This is a genomic window from Virgibacillus pantothenticus (assembly GCF_018075365.1).
Taxonomy (GTDB): Bacteria; Bacillota; Bacilli; order Bacillales; family Amphibacillaceae; genus Virgibacillus; species Virgibacillus pantothenticus.
Genome location: NZ_CP073011.1, coordinates 3,997,440 through 4,014,431 on the forward strand (window position 1 = coordinate 3,997,440; position 16,992 = coordinate 4,014,431).

At 35.4% G+C, this 16,992-nt stretch carries 14 protein-coding genes and 2 pseudogenes; 8 read left to right on the plus strand and 8 right to left on the minus strand.

Annotated elements, in window-relative coordinates; genetic code table 11:
- Positions 1 to 171 precede the first annotated feature (171 nt).
- Positions 172 to 744 carry a TetR/AcrR family transcriptional regulator gene (locus KBP50_RS18575; protein WP_050351887.1) on the minus strand — a complete coding sequence of 191 codons (573 nt, stop codon included), beginning with the start codon at positions 742 to 744 and terminating at the stop codon, positions 172 to 174.
- Positions 745 to 955: 211 nt separating this feature from the next.
- Between KBP50_RS18575 and KBP50_RS18580 the strand changes: the two genes are divergently transcribed.
- Entirely contained in the window at positions 956 to 2,956 is a 2,001-nt protein-coding gene (locus tag KBP50_RS18580; RefSeq protein ID WP_050351888.1) for an efflux RND transporter permease subunit, read from the plus strand.
- A gap of 4 nt (positions 2,957 to 2,960) precedes the next feature.
- Complete coding sequence (locus tag KBP50_RS18585; RefSeq protein ID WP_050351889.1) at positions 2,961 to 4,787, plus strand: methyl-accepting chemotaxis protein; 1,827 nt, start codon at positions 2,961 to 2,963, stop codon at positions 4,785 to 4,787.
- Positions 4,788 to 5,167: 380 nt separating this feature from the next.
- On the opposite strand, the gene KBP50_RS18590 is transcribed toward KBP50_RS18585, so the two are convergent.
- The 5 genes from KBP50_RS18590 to KBP50_RS18610 all read right to left on the minus strand — a co-directional run bounded on the left by KBP50_RS18590 (position 5,168) and on the right by KBP50_RS18610 (position 11,012).
- Complete coding sequence (locus KBP50_RS18590) at positions 5,168 to 6,523, minus strand: alanine/glycine:cation symporter family protein (protein ID WP_050351890.1); 1,356 nt, start codon at positions 6,521 to 6,523, stop codon at positions 5,168 to 5,170.
- 591 nt (positions 6,524 to 7,114) lie between these two features.
- Positions 7,115 to 7,312, minus strand: coding sequence for an FIMAH domain-containing protein (locus tag KBP50_RS18595; RefSeq protein WP_050351891.1), 198 nt, complete (start codon positions 7,310 to 7,312; stop codon positions 7,115 to 7,117).
- Between the two features lie 1,461 nt (positions 7,313 to 8,773).
- Positions 8,774 to 9,247 (minus strand): SMI1/KNR4 family protein, encoded by a 474-nt coding sequence (locus KBP50_RS18600; protein WP_050351893.1) that lies wholly within the window; start codon positions 9,245 to 9,247, stop codon positions 8,774 to 8,776.
- 21 nt (positions 9,248 to 9,268) lie between these two features.
- A complete protein-coding gene (locus KBP50_RS18605) occupies positions 9,269 to 10,645 on the minus strand; it encodes a T7SS effector LXG polymorphic toxin (RefSeq protein ID WP_082240928.1) in 1,377 nt (458 codons plus the stop codon).
- A complete protein-coding gene (locus KBP50_RS18610) occupies positions 10,602 to 11,012 on the minus strand; it encodes an LXG domain-containing protein (protein WP_083696812.1) in 411 nt (136 codons plus the stop codon). The genes KBP50_RS18605 and KBP50_RS18610 overlap by 44 nt, the downstream gene beginning before the upstream one ends.
- Before the next feature lie 356 nt (positions 11,013 to 11,368).
- Here KBP50_RS18610 and KBP50_RS18615 point away from each other — a divergent pair.
- From KBP50_RS18615 to KBP50_RS18635, 5 genes and pseudogenes are all read left to right on the plus strand, one after another.
- Positions 11,369 to 11,637: pseudogene (locus tag KBP50_RS18615) on the plus strand (tyrosine-type recombinase/integrase); the annotation flags it as partial.
- 114 nt (positions 11,638 to 11,751) lie between these two features.
- A complete protein-coding gene (locus tag KBP50_RS18620; RefSeq protein WP_082241002.1) occupies positions 11,752 to 12,552 on the plus strand; it encodes a S8 family serine peptidase in 801 nt (266 codons plus the stop codon).
- Between the two features lie 19 nt (positions 12,553 to 12,571).
- On the plus strand, positions 12,572 to 13,456 hold the full coding sequence (locus KBP50_RS18625) for an SAR2788 family putative toxin (RefSeq protein ID WP_050351896.1): 885 nt from the start codon (positions 12,572 to 12,574) through the stop codon (positions 13,454 to 13,456).
- A gap of 65 nt (positions 13,457 to 13,521) precedes the next feature.
- Positions 13,522 to 13,977: a hypothetical protein gene (locus KBP50_RS18630; protein ID WP_050351897.1), complete on the plus strand. Its 456-nt coding sequence runs from the start codon at positions 13,522 to 13,524 to the stop codon at positions 13,975 to 13,977.
- A gap of 15 nt (positions 13,978 to 13,992) precedes the next feature.
- Positions 13,993 to 14,442, plus strand: a complete 450-nt coding sequence (locus KBP50_RS18635; protein WP_050351898.1) for a hypothetical protein — start codon at positions 13,993 to 13,995, stop codon at positions 14,440 to 14,442.
- A gap of 44 nt (positions 14,443 to 14,486) precedes the next feature.
- Here KBP50_RS18635 and KBP50_RS18640 read toward each other — a convergent pair.
- A pseudogene (locus tag KBP50_RS18640) lies at positions 14,487 to 14,843 on the minus strand (YolD-like family protein).
- A 296-nt stretch (positions 14,844 to 15,139) separates the two neighbouring features.
- Here KBP50_RS18640 and KBP50_RS18650 point away from each other — a divergent pair.
- Complete coding sequence (locus KBP50_RS18650; RefSeq protein ID WP_050351899.1) at positions 15,140 to 16,042, plus strand: beta family protein; 903 nt, start codon at positions 15,140 to 15,142, stop codon at positions 16,040 to 16,042.
- A 34-nt stretch (positions 16,043 to 16,076) separates the two neighbouring features.
- On the opposite strand, the gene KBP50_RS18655 is transcribed toward KBP50_RS18650, so the two are convergent.
- A complete protein-coding gene (locus tag KBP50_RS18655; RefSeq protein WP_210967605.1) occupies positions 16,077 to 16,649 on the minus strand; it encodes a sce7726 family protein in 573 nt (190 codons plus the stop codon).
- Between the last annotated feature and the right edge of the window lie 343 nt (positions 16,650 to 16,992).

The window sequence follows — 16,992 nt, forward strand, 5'->3', positions numbered from 1 at the left end:
CCCATCCACAAAAAACGATATATTGAATAAAAATTCACAAAACATTTCTTTCATTCATTTAAGTCTATAGCTGTATTATCCACTTTTAAGTTTATTTGCTGGAGCCTTTCTACTTCCAACCGTAACTTGCCATTTTTCATAAATGAAGGCAAATAAATGATTTTATATGAGTTAATCTACTTCTATCCCCCTGATGCCATTGTTAGCAATATTATTGATAATTTGAGCAATCTGTTGAGGGGTTTTATCCATGTTATTTGCTAGCCAGTGTTTAATGACATGAATACTGCCGCTAATAATAAACGTACTAATATACGCTGAATCGGTAGCTGCCATTTTATTTTCATCCATCCAATTATTGATGAGGAATTTTCTTGCGACATCCATTACCCTCTGTTCAAAGGATGTATTCTCACTTTCGTTTAACAGAGTCTGACAGACATCATACTTTGAAACTATATATTCCAATAGTTTTTCTGTTGTTTGTAACGCCTTTTCTGCCTCGGCAAAATTTTGTTGACTTAAATATGTATTCATATCCGCTATAATTTCTGCTTCTATTTTCATCAGTAAATCATATGGATCTGTATAATGTGCATAAAAAGTGGAACGATTAACGTCCGCATGTTTACAAATTTCTTTCACCGTAATGGAGGAAAGCGGTTTTGATTTTAACAACATAATGAAACTATCCTTCAGTACCATTCGTGTATATTTTTTTCGGCGATCGATTTTTTCGTTCATAAATTTTTCACACTTTCTTAAAAATTTTATTCAACACATTTTTTATAAATGTTGGATTTTGCACGTAAATTAGTAAACTGCTTGTTGTTAATCCAACACAATGTATAATATAATAATAAATGGTTTCCAATTATTACGCAAGAAGGGGTGAGCACCGATTGATTGGATAGCAAAAATTATCAAACATAAAAAAGCCGTTGTCATTACATTTATGATCATCGCAGTAATTAGTACATTTGCACAATTCGCAGTTTCTATAAACTATAATATGGTAGACTACCTTCCGAAAGCTTCTCCATCCACTATTGCTATGGATACGATGGAAGAGGAATTTAATGGTGCAGTAGCTAATACACGTGTGATGATAAAAGACATAAATATTCCAGAAGCATTGGCTTTCAAAAAAGATCTAGAAGCAATTGAAGGTGTTTCCGAAGTAACGTGGTTGGATGATGCGATCGATACGAAGACACCAATTGAAGTGGCAGACTCAGCTACGGTTGAATCCTACTATAAAAATGGAAATGGGTTATTCTCCTTCCACATTGAAGAAGGAAAAGAAGTAAAAACAACCGATGCTATTTACCAATTAATTGGTGAAAAAAATGCAATGTCTGGAGAAGCACTCGATACCGCAACCTCCCAAAAAATGACCGGAAAAGAAACCATGTATGCAACCGCATTACTCGTACCGATCATTATCCTAATACTTATCCTGTCAACTAGATCATGGGCCGAACCAGTCTTCTTCCTGACAGCAATTGGTATTTCTGTACTGATCAACTTGGGAACCAATATATTTATTGGTGAAATATCATTCATTACTCAATCCGTAGCTCCAATATTGCAGTTAGCGGTTTCGCTTGATTATGCCATCTTCTTGCTACACAGCTTCGCAGATTATCGTAAGCAAACAGATTCTCCAGCAGAAGCAATGCAGATGGCGATAAAACGCTCATTCCCGGCGATTGCAGCAAGTGCCTCGACAACATTTTTCGGTTTTATCGCCTTGGCATTTATGGATTTTGAAATTGGGGCAGACTTGGGGCTTAACTTGGTTAAAGGCATTGCACTTAGCTTTATCAGTGTCATGGTGTTCCTACCTACGTTAACGTTAATGTTCTATCACTGGATTGATAAAACAGAGCATAAGCAGCTATTACCTAGTATACGGAATGTTGGTAAAACATTAACTAAGTTTCGCATCCCTGCGTTAATTATTCTATTAATCTTGATTATTCCTTCGTTCTTGGGTCAAAGCAAAACCAATTTCATATATGGTATTGGCGAACAACCAGAAGCGTCAAGAGCTTATAGCGATGAAGCTGCAATTGAAAAAGTGTTTGGAAAGCATACGCCGATGGTTTTACTGTTGCCTAAAGGTGATATTGCAAAAGAAGAGAGTTTAGTACAAAAGTTAAAAGATTTTTCAGAAGTAAAAAGCACCATTTCTTACGTTGACGCGGTTAGCCCAGCAATCCCACCTGAATACCTTGAGGCATCGGTTACAGAACAATTCTTTTCGGATAATTACAGCCGGATTATCGTCAATACATCGGTAGACACAGAGGGAGAAGCAACATTTGCTTTTATTGACCAAATTAAATCACTCACATCGGATTACTATAATGAAGACTATCATTTACTAGGTGAAAGTGTCACCTTATACGATATGAAACAAGTAGTGGAAAAGGATAATACCGTTGTTAACCTCTTAACCGTGATAGCAATCGCAATCGTACTGCTCATAACGTTCCGATCGCTCTCCTTTCCGGTCGTGTTATTAGTTACAATTCAATCTGCTGTCTGGATCAATTTATCAATTCCTTACTTTACAAATACTCCACTCGTTTATGTAGGGTATCTCATTATTAGTACCGTTCAGCTGGCAGCAACGGTGGACTATGCGATTCTTTTAACAGAAGCATACAAAGAAAATCGCAAAGAAATGCATGCATTACCGGCAATTAAAAAAACAATCGATGAAAAAATCTTTTCGATTGGTGTCTCAGCCTCTATCTTATCCAGTGTAGGATTTATTCTATGGTTGACATCTTCTAATAAAATTGTCGCTTCTATTGGACTGTTGTTAGGAAGAGGTGCATTGCTGGCGTTTATCATGGTTGTGTTAGTACTGCCTGCACTTTTGATTGTACTTGATAAAGTCATTGAAAAAACCACATGGAAAGCAAACTTTTACAAGGGGAAGTGATACGTTGCGAACTAAAAAGATAAGTCTGTTGCTATTGATTACTATACTCGTGTTTGCGAATCTTCCTTCTCTCGTTTTTGCGAATGAAGATAACGATACGAAAACCACAAAAAGCGAAGAAAAGACGGGAGATTATGAGTCGAAAGATGAAGTGATCTACGGAAATATGAATGCAAATGGAGGGTTAGAAGACATATATGTCGTCAATACCTTCCGTGTCACAGAACCGGGAAAAATGATCGATTATGGTAAATACAGTTCTGTACGAAATTTAACGAATCTGACAGACATAGAAAAAAGTAGTGGTAAGGTTCAATTTCAGGCGAAGGAAGAAGAGGAATTTTACTACCAGGGAAATTTAAAAAACAAAGCGCTGCCTTGGTACATTTCCATTACCTATTTACTCAATGGAAAGAAAATACAACCACAAGAACTAGCTGGTAAGAGCGGTTCATTGGAAATACAAATTTCTACTTCTGGTAATGACGAAGTAAATCCTGAATTCTTTGAGAATTACCTGCTACAAATAGCAGTGACATTAGACCCAACGAAGTTTGAAAATATTCAGGCTCCTGAAGGAACGAAAGCAAACGCCGGTCAGAATAAACAAATAAACTTCACCGTCATGCCTGAACAAGAGGAAGACTATATTATCTCAGCAGATGTGTCTGAATTTGAAATGGAACCGATAGAAATAAACGCAGCACCTTACTCGATGTCGATTGAAAATCCTGATACGAGTGGCGTAACCGGGGAAATGCAGGGACTAGCTAATGCGATAAGTAAAGTTTATACAGGTGTTGGTGACTTAAAAACAGGTGTTGCCGAACTAAATCAAGGTGCACAGGAGCTTAGCGATGGCTCAACAGAATATAAAAATGGAATGAATGAATTAAATCAGTCTTCGGATGAGTTAATAAATGGCTCTACATCTATAAAAGAAGCGTTAGTTTCGATCAACGAAACCGTGCAGGAAAGCACAGGTAACGTAGATTTAGGCAAGCTACAACAATTACCAACTACCCTGCGCGAGGTAGCAAATGGGCTAGAAGAATCTGCAAAAGCTATGGATGGTCTTAAACAAGACTATAGCAAAGCAAAAAGTCAATTGGATGAAGCAATGAACGGAATCCCGTCCTATGCGATAAGCGACGCACAGATTAATAAATTGTATGAAAGTAATGCAGATCAGAATGTGATTGATCAGTTGGTAGAAACGTATCAAGCAGCAAAGACAGCCAAAGAAACATACAACCATGCCAAACGTGCATTTGACGATGTGACAGTTGCATTGCAGCAGTCGTCGGGTGTAACTAATGAGATGGCTGCGAATTTAAATCGAATGGCAGCCGAAATAGAGAAGGCAACCAAAACAATGAACGAGCTGGATGTTATTACTCAGATCCAGAAAGGCTTTGCCTCCTTCTCTTCCGACTACCAGGATTTCCATAATGGCTTAGTAAGCTATACGGAAGGAGTCGGTGAATTAGCTTCATCGTATCAAGAGCTTGATACTGGTATACAAAAGTTAGCTGACGGAACTGCGGCTACGAGTGAAGGGGTAAATGATTTACACACTGGTACCAAACAGCTACAAGAAGCTACTAGTAATTTACCAGGTCAAATCCAACAGGAAACACAGAAAATGATGGAGGAATATGATAATTCCGACTATCGACCAAGCTCCTTTATTTCTGATAAAAACAAACATGTGGAAGTCGTACAGTTTGTCTTGCAAACAGAAAGCATTGAACTACCAGAGCAAGAAACACCTGAAAAAACAGACAAAGAAAAAGGGATTTGGGAACGATTTTTGGATCTATTTCGGTAAGGAATGGTGGCCTCCTTGTGATAATGCCAAGGAGGCTAACTTTATGCATGATGCTTTTAGAGTTTGCTACTCTATGTGGATTCATAAATTACTTCTACATTTAACGTACACATCAAGATTCCAATAACAAAGGCGCGCGGGCCCGTTTAGCAACGTAGCGAATGGAAAATCCGAACTATCATTCGAAATTCTTCACTTAGAATACGAATAGTTCGGATTTTTTCAATTCTACATTCACTATTCTCTCACTTTTTCCAGCCTAGTATATCAGGAGAGAGTCGCCGTTTTTTTCTACTTTAGAAGTTTATACTAAAAGCAGTACATCCACTTAGCAATATTAGTAAAATGGACAGGTACCTATTGAAGCAGAGCTAGGAAACTCACGAAGCTGCTCGCTCCTGTTCTTCCTTAGCTTTTTTCTGAAAACGTTTTGTTTCATAAATAATGACACCCGACAAACCAAGCAAACCAATTAAGTTAGGAGCAGCCATCAATCCGTTTAGAACATCAGCCAACGTCCAAACTACATCGAGGGACGCAGTTGCACCGACGAAAATAAAGAGAACAAAAACAGTACGATAAGCTCTGACAGCAACAGGATTTTTGAATAAGTATTGGAAACACTTTTCCCCGTAATACCCCCATCCTAAAATGGTAGATGTTGCAAAAAACAGTAACCCAAGCGTAATAACATACGGACCTGCACTTCCTAATAAAGTTTCAAAAGCAGTAGAAGTCAACACCCCGGCTTTAATGGATTCATTTTGCCAATCACCGGACATGACAATGGTGATTCCGGTAATAGAACAAACAATAAATGTATCAATAAGAACCTGCGTCATAGAAACGAGCGCCTGTCTGCCAGGTAAATCCGTTTTGGCCGCAGCTGCAGCGATAGGAGCAGATCCTAAGCCAGCTTCATTGGAAAACAAGCCCCGTGCGACCCCGAATCGTATGGCGGCACCAACAGCCCCACCAGCAGCAGCTTCACCAGTAAAAGCAAACGTAAAAATCGTTCCAAGTGCTTCTGGAACAAGATTAAGATTCATAATCATGACTATAATTCCAGCGAGAATATAAAATATTGCCATAATCGGCACAAAAAAAGCAGTTACACGACCAATCCACTTAATCCCACCTAAAATAACCATCCCAGCAAAAATAACTAATACAACACCAGTCACCCAAAATGGAACAGAAAATGTATCATTCATTAAATCCGCAATGGCTTTGGACTGCGTTCCGTTGCCAATCCCAAAAGCCGCAAGAGCACCGAATACTGCAAACAGCACACCGAGCCATTTCTGTTTTAACCCATGTTCCAAATAATACATGGGCCCCCCAGCCATATTTCCCTCTGCATCTTTCACACGGTACTTTACAGCTAAAATCGCTTCTCCATACTTCGTTGCCATGCCAAAAAAACCAGCTAGCCACATCCAGAAGATAGCACCAGGTCCACCCATCAGAACCGCTGTCGCTACCCCGACAATATTTCCAGTCCCGACTGTCGCTGCCGAAGCAGTCATTAACGCCTGAAAGTGAGAAATATCCCCATCTGATTCTTTATCTTGATTCCTTGAAAAAGCGAGTTTTAATGCATAAGGTAATGAACGCACTTGAAGCGCACCAAGCCTGATCGTTAAATACACGCCAGTGCCTACTAAAAGCACAAGCAAAGGTAAGCCCCAAACAATACTACTAACTTGACTTAAAAATTTTTCAATCTGTGCCATAAGCTTCCCCCTTCTTTTAAAGTAATATCAAGCTGTTAAAAAATCCTCTCCCTCCCCTCTCGTAATCGGTCTTTGGTCTATCAAAAGTGGTGTGCTATCTTGCTTGTTTTTCTATTCTTAGTAAATCGAAAATTCTGTATTATGTCAAGAATGACTTTTCAAATAGAGAAATTGGAGAAGTTAACTGATTCAGCATTCTGTATCAACGTATATGAGTCTAAATAGTATTGAAGAGCGGTGGAGTAATTCTTTTCTGAAGGACTGCTGTTATTTAATCAAAATATTTTAGTATTTTAACTAGTAGATAATCAACGATCTATATAAAATCCCCCGTATGCCTTTAATTGCTCTATGGGGGAGGTTTTTTCATCCTTTCTTGAAGATTTTTGGATCCCTAGGCTAGGTACAATATTTACGATTCAAAAATAAAGAAAAAGTTCTGACCACCGTTCTTGATGGCCGGAACTTTTTGTTGGACTAGCTTGTCAATAGCAGAAATTACCCCCACTGTCCGGTCATGGATTCCGCCTCAGTCATGAGTCTATGATACACTTCTTCAGATATCTGGTCATTTTCAAACTGATGATGAAGCTACGCTTTAAACCCATCAACATGTTTAGCAACTTTGTCAGCTAAACCATTGTTTTCAAAATGGTCTATAGCTGTCCAATGACGCTTTAGCGCATCTGCAACAGCATCACTGGCGAAAGCCTTTTCTTCTTTATAACGGCCGCCTTGAACACTTGTTATATCAAGGTTTATGTAAGATGAGAGTGTGATATTTAACATTTTGTTAACATTGAGGATAATGAATGGAAGCTTCTCATAAGTTGAGCAAACTTTTGGGAAGCTTCTTTTTCATTTTTGTCCCACTCAAATATCAGCCGATTTCTAAACTAAAGTAAAAAACCTTGAAAGGCATTTTGCCAGTCAAGGTTCAAATAGATTTGATGTAAATAAAAACACCATTTCCATGTAACTCATTGAGATTATAATTATTGGAGGTGGTTTTGTGTGGGAAAAGAAAAAGCCCCGGAGTGAGGGCTAGGATTAATCATTTAAATTGTCTATAATTACTGTGCCTTCTCTGTACTTTTTAGCGAAATTTTCTGCATTAAGTAAAAACCGAACGAGGCTATAGGCTCTACAGTCTTTTTATTTCTAACAGCATAATTGTACCAACTTAAATCCTCTCTAGAATACATTTGTTTTTTAGTTACTTTATCAATTACTACCGTGTTCTTCCCTAGTGTTATTCTTCCTTACTACTGTATTTTTCCACCTATTACTGTAATCAATAGCATGTTGAATAGAAAAAGCCGCAGTAGCTTATGCTTTATATGATAAACAGAATACAGGTTGTCTTTCAAACCATTAGCATAAAGTTGTTTACCGTCACTAGCTCTAAATACTACAGAATGTTCTCGTCGGATGAATAGTCTTCAGCGCATCGTAAGTATAGGAAGTTTTCAATTGCCCTTGAGTAAAGTGGTAGACTTTATAATTCATTAAATCTCCAAATCTACTATTATAATCACCATAAAGTACTTTCTGAGGATCTACCATTACTTTTACTACCATTCCATAAACCAAAAAGCACTCAAAATGTACATGTTGCCCCATTGAGTCTCCTGTACTTTCCATATAACTAATACGAGTCCCACGACTCCTGCTTTAACATATCATCGCTACAATCATGAAGCGTGTTGGACATGAAGATATTGATACCACTATGCGAATTTATACACATGTGACGGATAAAATAAAAAGGATGCAACCGAAAAGGTATCTAATCTTTACGGAAACATCCTTGGTAAAATAACTTTTTAAAAATTTTGTGATGTTTTTGTGAGATTTTCTTCAAATATCACCTAACCAACACTCCAAATTCTTGTTAAATCAAGTGTTCAAGGCGGCTTATTACATCAATTTTGACTAAATGGGGTCAAAAAAATCAGTGTTGCCGTTCAACCCTTGTTATATAAGGGGGTAGGGGCATGACTTACATCATGCCGCCCATAATTGACACCATTTCTTTAAATTACTTCTCACTTCTTTTCACCTAAAAAATGCACTTTATAAAATATAAACACTATTATTTTTCGTCGGATTTCTCTCTATTATTTTTATCGGTTATGTTTATGTTATTTTTTTAAAAATAACATCCTTGTAAAGTTGTACTAATTAAAAACATTACATAATTAACTTACTCCACCACTACTCGCAAATTTAAACTTAAGTAGTAATTATCTATTCATTTAAATGAATATAATAATCTGTTTCTTCATCCATCCTCTTTAAAAATTCTTCAAGTGATGTTGCAATTTTTTCTTCAAAATAGTAAACAGGACAAATCCCGCCTTCTTGTTCCTGCTCCAAATCTAGAGTAAGATATGTTCCCTCTCCAACTTCAAAAAATACTAACATATTATCTGGATATAATTCTCTAATGGTTGAATCTATAAAATCATCTTCACCGAGTATAAAATCTGCTACACTATGAGGATCCATTAACCTATTTCTACGAGTTTTATCAAAGTTACATATAAAGCCGTACCCTACTTTTAAATAGAACTCTCTTAGTTCATTAGGAAATTTTTCACCTAATCTCTTTTCTGCTTCAATAACATCATCTTCTAAACGATATATTATATGCTTTTTGTCTTGGTTTTGTGGATTATTTAGTTCTGAAACATATTTATTTAGGAATTCAAAGTCATACATATATTTTCCTCCATTAATAAATTATTTAAACAATTTCTTTTCTGGTCCATCCTTACGATGTATCCCACTTTGATGTTCGTTTGGTCTTTTTGCAGGATGTATATTGTACCATTCATTCGGACCACCATGTTCATTTTTTATAATGTGGTGAGCATCGTACCTATCGCCTTTTTCAATATACACTCTTCCTCTTTTTGAAAGTACAGGCTTTGAATACGTAGGCCACTTTTGTCCTGTGTTCTTCTCCCACTCATCAATTAATTTATCTTTTTTACGTTGAAATTCCTTTCTATGCTTAATTATCTCTCCTTTAGGCAATTTACCGGAATAATCAACTTCTCTTAACTCTTTTTTAAGTAAAATCTTTTGGTTATCTGGTATTTTTCTCCCAGTAATCCTTTCAACATCCTTAATATACTCTTTTACACCATAAATTTTAACGAGATTCCCTGTACTCTTAGTTTTCTTCGCTGTATGTTTTCCTTTATCCGCAAATTTAATAACTCCGCTAGCTTTAACTAGCTTAAAAACTCTTCCGTGAGGCATCAGAGAAGCTGCCGCTATATCCTTCTCTTGTTGGGATGCTCTTGGATCCATTAACGTTTTTGCATCATCCCAAATGAGAAAATCAAAAGCTTCCTTTGCTATTTTTCCTCCCATTTCTTTTGCATCATCCATACTTCTTTCTAGCCAGCTTTTTTCTGGCTTCTTGGGTCTCCATCGATTTTCAGGAATCGTATCCACTAATTCATATTCTACACTTCCAGATTCGGATTGGAACTTCCTTACGATCCTACCATCCACCAATGTATAGTAAGTTCCCTGTCTCACTTTTTTATAGTCCGAGACCTCTACTGCGGAAATTACTTGGTGTTCAATGGAAGAAAATTCTCCTGTAGTTAAACGGTCACCTGATGCTGCTACAGCTGCATGCATAGCTCGATAGCTATAATCCATGGTTTTTAATCCAAAATGTTTCTGTAAATACTGAATCGGAATAGCTGCAAATCGAGTATACCTAGAGAGTAGAAGCTTGCCTGCTTCGCCAAGAACTGCCTCAAGCCCAATTGCGTTTCTAACAGCCTTGTTCTCAATACCAGCTACAAGCTCTTTGTGAAACTTTTGGTCATCTAGCTGTCTGGCTTGGTACCTATCAATACGTAACTTTCCATTGTTTCCTAACTCACGGATCTGACTAATATAATTCTTCATCATGCGAATATCTTGTTCAATGGGTTCTAGCTTAGCTGTATTGTGGCGGTCAAAGGCGTGGAGCTTCTCTATCGTCTGACGGTTCAGCTTTTTCGCGTGTTGTACTTTATCTAGGAACTCCCCATCGTCTATATCGCGAATGTTAACAAATATCTTTGACCGAGTGAAGAACAGCATTTGCCTCATCCGTTAACGCCATAGTAATCTGTTCCATTCGCTCAAAACCTCGTTGCACGTCTTGAGAAAGAAAATCCTCGCGAATAACCCCATCTTTGTTTGGTTCCATGTCTTGAATCGACTTTTTCATTTCCTGTAACGTATCGGAGTAATTCGTAATAAAACCTTCTAGGAACAACAGAAACGGCATATGTACCTCTTGGTAAAAGGTTCGAATAGAATTAGCCGTTTTCCCTTTAAACGCATCCTCCAAAACTATAATGGCTTCTACGCTCTTCTGGATGTTTTTTACTTGTGTATGTATTTGTTCAAGCTGCGATATGGTTTTGTCCATATAGCTATGAAGGTCGCTTACATAAAGCGCCTTAATGAACATCTCCTCCCATCCCCATTGGTAATCATTTCAATGTAACCCCTTTAGTTGCATTATACTAAAAGTAAAAAATATATGGAATTATTTATGAAAAAAATGCCACCTCCCCGTAACTCATTTCGATTATGGTTACAGGAGGTGGTTTTTTGTGGGTGTGTCAATAATTTTGTGTAAATCCCGTCTTAGTAGATGTTAGCTATAAAATAAACAAATTTCTTTAGCCACAGCGATAGCTGCTTGTCCTTGAACTTGTGCCTCTTCTTTGTGATTCGCTATGTTAGGAACAGAGAACCCTACAGCGGGAACATGGAAGAGTGCCGGTCGTGGTATAACATGGCTATGCGGGTGAAGCCCTCTAAGATTACCACGATGGAAATTTTGTGTTTAGCAGACCTAACGGTTATCCATTTATCCAGAAAAATATTATTACCAGGATGAATCGATTACTTGAATATACCAATATTACTAAAAAAGCTACCCCTCATATTTTCAGGCATACACATATTAGTATGTGACTGAGGCCGGAATCGATTTGGCAACTATTATGGAAAAAGTAGGCCACGAGGATATGAAAACGACCATGAAAATTTATACTCACGTAACAAATAAAATGAAAAAGGACGCCTCTACTTATAATTCTCATTTAAATGATAGACTTGTTAACTTTAATCCAAACCTCTCAGATATACATACGTTAAAAGAAAATTCAAATATCCAGATTGAAACTTGGGGTTATAAAAGTATGAAATTCTCGGATTTTGAAACGGATGAAAAAAAAAGCGATAAATATATCCCAAAGATTGCTATACTTGATAGCGGAATATCTACAGACCATCAGGAATTAAAAGGTGTTATAAGAGGAGAATATAATGCAATTGATCCTAACTCTTCTGTAAAGGATGATTTAGGTCATGGTACTGCAATTGCTGGCATTATCGCTTCACTAGATAATACCGAGGGTATCGTTGGCACTTCACATGGCATGGATTTATATTCTGTTAAAATATTAGACTCTAATGGAGAGGGTTCAGTAGATTCCTTAATTCGAGGTATAGAGTGGTGTATAGACAACAAAATAGATGTCATCAATGTAAGTTTTGGCATGTCTTCTGATAATCCGAAACTAAAAAAGGCAATAGACAAAGCGATCAAAGCAAACATGATAATTGTTGCAGCTGCTGGGAATAACACTAGGTTAATGGTTGATTATCCCGCAAAATATGAAGGAGTAATTTCAATCAATGCAGTTAATAAACAATATAAGACTGAGAAACTATATTCATCAAGAGGTAAAATAGATTTCTGTGCACCGGGAATTAATATTCTTACACTCAGTAATAAAGGTAACTATAAAGAATTCAGTGGAACTTCTTTTGCAGCAGCCTTTGTCTCAGGCTTTGTCGTAAATCTATTAAATGCACCAAGTAAATATGGTATTGATTTAAATGACAAATACAGCACCATTTACTCCTATTTAAAAGAACATGCCGTAAATCTTGGTGAAAAAGATTTGTATGGAAATGGATTTATTCAATATCAATAGGGAAAGAGGTTGAAGACCTATGCTAAAAAAAATGCTATCATTGGTTTTAGTAATGAGTTTATTACTGGGTTCTGTCCCATTAAATCATGTAAAAGCAGCAGATATTAATAATACTAATTCAAAAGATTTTATAACTGAAGGTATTAGCCAAGAAGACCTTAACTTAGATACGACAGAAGAAGGTTTACAAATATCTACGAAGGTTGATTTTGATTCGAAAAATATTGATGAAGAGGAAATAGTAACAGATAAGGAATTACCACTGGATGAACTTAATTCTGCAAAAGTGGTGTTGGATATTAATCTAGATGAGGGGAATGTTACTCTAGATTCCACTCTTTTAGACGAAGATGGCAATAAACACATCAAAAAATATAATGTTCTAATTGACGAAGCTAATAAAGATAGTGTAAAAGCTACTTTCGTTGATACGGAAACAGGAAAAAAATATGTTTACGACTCTGAAGAACTATCGGCTTCATGGGCTATTGCTATCCCCATTGGAATAAACATTGGCCGCGCTCTATTAGCCACTCTTTTTGCTGCAGGGGCTGCAATTACAATTGGCGGTGTGACCTACATTGCATATAAAGAATTTAAAAAGAAAAAGAAATCCTATAGTCATTACATGGCTTCTAGACAGAAAAGCGGTCTATTTATTGGTAACGGGCTTTCTAAAAAGAATGCTGTTAAAAGACTAAAAAAGCAATTGGATACATGGTCTACTTCTAAAAGAAATGCTCAAACTATAGCAAAACAAGCTAGTCCAATAAGTAAAATAGTAGGTGCAGAAATAGATAAAAATGGAAAAGGAAAGCATTATCACTATCACCCGGCTAAAAGCAAAAAACAAGGTAAATACATTCGTATGAAGTCTCACGCTTTCTATGGGGCACCTAGATAATAAAATATTATATAAAGTAAGCCTTCTAATGGAGGGCTTACTTTATATATCCATTGGAGGTAAAAATGTATAAAGTAAAAGTAAATCCTAAAAATTTAATATATAAACAATTAATTGACTTAGCTTTTAATTATTGTGATACATTCCATTTAGTTATAAGAAAAGACATGGGAAAAATAAGACATCTTAAAAAGATGTTACTTAAGATAAAACCCTCCCTTATTGAACTAAGAGAAGAAAGTGAATGGGCTAGTACCATTCTAGATGATGAAACCGCTTATGTTTACTATTACAACACACAAGATGCTACAACGCAAGATTTTATCAAAAATAATGTAGACTCATTATATTCATGGGAACAGCCGGAACTTCCTGAAGATTTATCTTTTTTTAAGAATGGAGAAGTTTGGCTTGCAACATCTAGTCATGAAAATGAGTGTTACATTTTTCCAACTAATCAAAATGAAATCGACAATTTGCAAAATATTAATGGTTTGGAGCTAGAAAAGGAAGAAGAGTAGAAAGGAGATGCAACTTTGACTCAATACTATTACATATCATCGCCGCATAAGCTTCCAAAAGGTACTTTTGGTTCTCAACCTGTATCAGAAAAACAGCCTAATATCTTTAATAATGAGCTAGATGCAATAGAATTAATATTTGAAGATAATTACGACTCTAAAACAAAAAAAAGATTTAAATATGTACCAATACTATCATTTAAATATCAAGTAGCTGTTTATAATAATTTTATACCTATTAAAAATCAAGAAATAGGAAACTCTTTCGAGGAAAAATGCTTACACTTATTATATGAATATCTCCATACTGCATTACACGAGAGTGGAATACTAGAATTTTGCACTTGTCTAAACGGTACCGAAGAACAAGGTAATTGGACTAAGAAAATCTTATATTGGTCTGATATAAAATCTCCATATGATTTAGTTCTTAATGATAGAGAAATATGCGAGATGCTAATATAGCAGGCTAACAATAATGTCATTTTAATTTTTATGAGTTTCCTGAATTATTGACATTCTGTACCCCATCCAACAAAGGACGGGGCTTTTTTTATTACCCATACATCAATAATGGATTCAAAAGGAAAGTGTTGTCCAGATATACTTATGTATTTATTTTGCCTATTAATGCTGGTTATCTTGCCTTTAGCTTTATAAAAGTCGTGCTTATCATAATACTCTAATTCAACCGTTAAATCATTCGTAACAGCAATTAATAGCTTTAAATTAATTTCCTTTTATTGCTGTTCGTCAAGGATGGGTTTTTCTTTATATTCCTGTTCTTTCCATACTTCTTCCAGCATTTCTACATGCTCTGGAAGCATAATAGATGTCCATTTAATAGTAACTCGATCATTTACCATTATGCACTAACCCTCTTTCTTACGTATACAGCAATAGCCTAATATGCTATTTTGCTTGTTCTACACAAAACGATTAAGTAATCCTTTCATGATAAGACCTCAAGAACTTTTGTCCGCATTAAATTATAAAAGACTAACTTATATACGAGTTATTAATGTAAATTTGTGATGGAATTTTAAAATAAACGAGCTTCATAATCGGGTCTTTTCTACCATACATTTTATAGTTAATATTTACCATATAATAAAAATAATGTATAATATGATTGGAAAAATTTACTAAAGAGGTGAGTTATATGTACTATGCGACTTTAAATCAAAAACAAGGGGAGCTAAGAGCGTTAAAAAAACTATTAGAATTTGGAACCGATGTTAAAAATTTTATTCCTATTATGATAGTTAATGATTATACTCAAGAAGTTTTGGACGTCATAAGAAAGAGTTATACTAATTATATGCTTTTAGACGTTCGTAATCTCAATTCAGAAGATATTGAAACTTTAGAGGATTTATTAGAACAGCCTAATAACTTAAATTTTGATATTTTATATCCAATAGAATATTTATTGGAAAATCCTTCTCAAGATCATAAAAATCATATAAGAATAAGCAAAAGTGATGTGAATCCATTTTTTTGTCAATGGATTAAAAAAAATATAAATTCTATCCCTAATACCGTTATATTAGATTTCGAGTTCATAGATAGTTCAGAAGACCTTTTAATTTCCAAATTACTTCCAATTATAGAACTATTGAACGGTCGAAATATTGTCGTAATGAGTGGGGCGGTTCCTCAAAGTTTGCCAGTATCTGCTGATGAGGATTATGAATTGAATAGATTTGAGAGAAAACTTTTTGACAAAGTTAAAAATATATCTCCAACTGATTCAAAGTTGTTTTTTGGTGACTACTCATCAGTCAGTCCGATATTAGCAACTGGTGGTATGGCTATAGTTCAAATTAAATATACGTTGGAAGAAAAATATTGGTTTGTTAGAAATGGACAACGTCGAGGTAATTATGATTTTGTCAAAGTATGCCAACAAATCGCGAATCTTGATTCTTTCGATGAAGATTATTGTTGGGGTGATAAATATATCAAGTCTGTAGTGGAAGAAAATACAAATAAAGGTAATCCGTCTGTATGGACATCAATTGGTGTTAATAGACACATTGCTTTTTGTTTGAATGAATGTTAGTAAAAAGCAGGTGAATTTTTTCATCTGCTTTTTACTAACTCTTTAATGAAAGGCGAACTTGTTTTTTTAAACTTTTTTTAATAGAATTGGATAAATTTTCATCTAATTTTTTTACAATATCCTGCTTAAAAAGCTTCCTAACCTCACTTGACTTTAAATGCTTTTCTAGATATTTCCCTTTAGTAGCAATTTTTTTAATTTCATTAGAAGAGAGCAAAGACAAGAAATCTGTAAAGGACAATTTAGGATTTAATTTTGCCTTTCGAATAAACGAGAGACGAATTGTATTTAATCGAGTTTTCCTTACCAAAATAATCCCCCAATACTCAGGTACAAAATTAGATATCGATTCTTCAAACTTAGCACCTACTACAATGTAATTCATTTCAAAATTCCGATCATATTCAGGGATTTGAGTCTCCAAGCGTTTAATAGAATCATAATCACTTTTTATTTCATAAGCAACTACATGGCCATTCACAGAAACTATGTCAGCCCTAGCTTTTCCAGAAGGAACTGTAACTTCTTCGTATATCTTACAATCCTTGTAAGTGGAAAGCCTCGTGATTAAAGCGGTTCGGATTTCATTATCGTCTAATTTTTTCACATATATCATATATATCACCTAAATTTTATTTTATATATAATTGTATCATTTATCAATTTTATTTATGATAATTTTTGATAATCATGTTTAGCCCCACCAAAAATGGTAGATCATGATATTTGCTTCTAAAATCCTCACATAATTCGGATTATAGAGAGCAAGGACTACTGTACAAAATATTAACACCACAGCCAATATGATATTTCAAATATGCTAAAAGAGGTTCTAGTCAAGTGTTGGTGGGTGATTAGAAACCTACTCCTATAAAGAAGCAGGCTTTTTAATATTAATACACGGGCTTACAATTAACTCGCCAGTAGCAAATTTACTAACTGACTTCTTA